The sequence below is a fragment of the Streptomyces pathocidini genome (genome assembly GCF_001418495.1).
Taxonomy (GTDB): Bacteria; Actinomycetota; Actinomycetes; order Streptomycetales; family Streptomycetaceae; genus Streptomyces; species Streptomyces pathocidini.
On record NZ_LIQY01000714.1, the window covers coordinates 1 to 2865 of the forward strand.

The window sequence follows — 2865 nt, forward strand, 5'->3', positions numbered from 1 at the left end:
CCCGGTCCCCCGCCCCGCGTCCGGGGAGGACTAGGCCTCCTCCCGGACGCGGGGCGGGGGACCGGGTTCCGTTCCGGTGTGGGCATGCGTTCCGCTCTGTCTCGGCGGAACGCATGCCCATCGCCGTCTGTCAGAACCTCATGTTCCGCAACGCCCGGTAACTGTTGCGCGCCGTGGCGAACGGATCGGCGGGGCGGTCGTGTTCGATGAGCCACTGGCGGACGCCACCGCTCCGCGCATGGCGGAACATCCCCGGGAAGTCCAGCACCCCGGACCCGACGTCCGCGAAGTCCCCGTCCGGCGCCATGTCCTTGACGTGCAGCGCCGGGAACCGCCCCGGGTGCCCGGTGAAGTAGCGGACGGGGTCCGCCCCGCCCTTCACCACCCAGTAGAGGTCCAGCTCGAACCCCACCAGATGCGGATCCGTCTCCGCGACCAGGATGTCGTACAGCACCTCCCCGCCCACCACCTGGTGGTCCGCGTCGTGGTTGTGGAACAGCACCGGCCCGAGCCCCGCCTCGCGCGCCGCCCGCCCGGCCCGGTTGAGCGCCCGCGCGGCCTCCCGGAAACCGGCGGGCGTGTGCAGGGCCGACGGCAGGCTCGGTACGACGACCCACCGCCCGCCGAGCGTCCGCACGTCCTCGATCGCCTGCGGCAGCCCGTCGCCCGCCACCGTGTCGTAACCGACGTGCTCCAGCACGGCCTTGAGCCCGGTCGCGTCCAGCATCCGCCGGATGTCGGCGGCGCTGTGCCCGTGCCGGCCGCTCACGCCCACCGTCGCGTAGCCGATCTCGGCCAGTTGCGCGAGCGTGCCCTCGAAGTCCTCGGCGAGGGGGGTGCGCATCGTGTAGAGGTGCATCCCGATGCCGCCGGGCGGGATACGGCGCTTCCCGTGCGCCGCGGGGCCGTACGCCGCCGGGCCCGTTGCGGTCCCGTATGCCGCCGTGCTCGCGGCGGCCGTGGTTCCGCTCGCTGCGCCCGCCGCCCCGACCGCCGCCACGGTGGCGAGCGCACTGCCGAGCGCACCGCCCAGGAAGCGGCGTCTGCTGGGCCGGGGCGATCTGCCGGACTGGGACGGTCTGTCGGGCCGGGATGGATCATCCCCGAAGGACAGGGAGTTGGACATGGACCCTCCTCACGTCACCGTGATCACGGTGGAGCCGGTCGTCGTGTCGCCCTTGTCGTCCGTGACGGTCAGCCGCGCCGTGTACGTGCCCTTGCGCGCATACGCGTGCTCGGCGGCGGTGGTGCCGTCGGCCGCGGGGGAGCCGTCGCCGAAGTCCCAGTGGTGGGACTTCGCCGTCCTGCCGGACGGCAGCTTCACCGCGCCGGTCAGGGACACGGTCAACGGCGCCGCGCCCTCGGCCGGTTCGGCCGCGACCTCGACGCTGCCCGCGGGCTGCTTCTCGACCCCGGGCCCGTTGAACCGCAGCCAGTCCAGGGCCAGCAGATCCGGCTGGTCGGCCGACCAGGCGGCGTTCCTGAAGACCGCGTACAGCTTCACCGTGCCGTCCGGCGCGGCCAGGTCGGCCGTGGGCGAGACGAGGTTGCCCCAACCGCCGGTGGCCGGGATGTGCGCCGTGCCGAGGAGTTCCCCGGTGGGCGAGCCGGCCCGGAACTCCACATCGCCGCCGATCCCGCCGGAGGCGGCCCCGACGGTCACCGAGTCGATGCCCTTGAGATGCGCCGGGTCGAGCGTGATCCAGTCGCCGTCCTCGATCTCGGTCAGCCGCTTGCCGCCCGAGGCGTCGGCCCGGTCGGCGATCTGCACGCCGTCGTTTCCGCTCGCACCGTCGCCGCCGGTGGCGGTGAAGTGCTCTGCCTCCCGGAACGCGGTGCGCAGGGTCAGCGAGGCCGAACCGGTGAGGGCCGGGACGCCGTCGGGCCCGCCCTGGTCCTCGTAGCTCGCCGAGATCCCGTAGTAGAGGTTCTGCCCGGGGCCGTGGCTGTCCCCGGCGTCGGTCACGATCTCGCCCTCGCACCCGGTGTAGTTGTCCAGCGGGTGCAGATGCGTGTCGTGGCCCAGCTGGGACTGCACGACGACCTTCGAGCAGTCGACGCTGCCGTCCTCCTTGTCCTTGACCTTGACGGTGAACGGGATGGTGTCGCCGAAGGCGAACATCCCGCCGTTCGGCGGCTGCTGGATCGTCACCTCGGGCCGGGTGTTGCCCACGGTGATGTCCTTGACCGCCACGGACGAGAGGTCGTGCTGCCCGGTCACGGTCAGCCGCGCGGTGAAGACTCCGTTCTTCTCGTAGGTGTGGGTCGGGTCCGGCTCCGTGGAGTCGGTCTTTCCGTCGCCGTCGAAGTCCCAGGCGTACGAGACCGGTTGGTCGTCGGGCAGACCGGAGCCCTTGCTGGAGAAGGCCACCTCCAGTGGTGTCCGGCCGTTGTCCGGGCTCGCCGACACCTTGGCGGCCGGCAGGCGCCCGTCCGCCACGTAGTCGATCCGGTAGATGCCCGAGCCCTCGTTGCTGCCGCCGCGCCCGGTGCCGCTGCCGAGGCCGAAGTCGATCACGTACAGGGCCCCGTCGGGGCCGAAGACGGCGTCGAAGGGCTGGTTCCAGGACAGGTCGGCGAACAGCCCGTTGATGGACTGCAGTTCACCCTTCTTCACCGGCGGGAACCGGGGGTCGGTGAAGGACTGGTCCTGCTGCTGGATCGAGTAGGCCTTGAACCACTTGCGGGTCAGTTCATAGGTGAGCCACTTTCCGTCGAAGTACTCCGGGAACTTGGTGCGGTACGTGTTGTCGGGGTCGTAGTCGTACACTGGCCCGCTCATCGGCCCGCCGCCGCCCGTACCGAGCTCGGGGAACTCGGGCGAGGCAGAGTAGGCGTGCCACACCAACGCGGGCTGGGCGGGCG

General features: G+C 71.8%; 2 protein-coding genes. Both read right to left on the minus strand.

What is annotated here, in order from left to right; all coding sequences use genetic code 11:
• Positions 1 to 130: 130 nt before the first annotated feature.
• Entirely contained in the window at positions 131 to 1126 is a 996-nt protein-coding gene (locus AOK16_RS24745) for a sugar phosphate isomerase/epimerase family protein (RefSeq protein ID WP_079101767.1), read from the minus strand.
• A gap of 9 nt (positions 1127 to 1135) precedes the next feature.
• Positions 1136 to 2865 (minus strand): PKD domain-containing protein (locus AOK16_RS24750; protein ID WP_157859348.1); only part of this gene is annotated, 1730 nt, incomplete at its 5' end.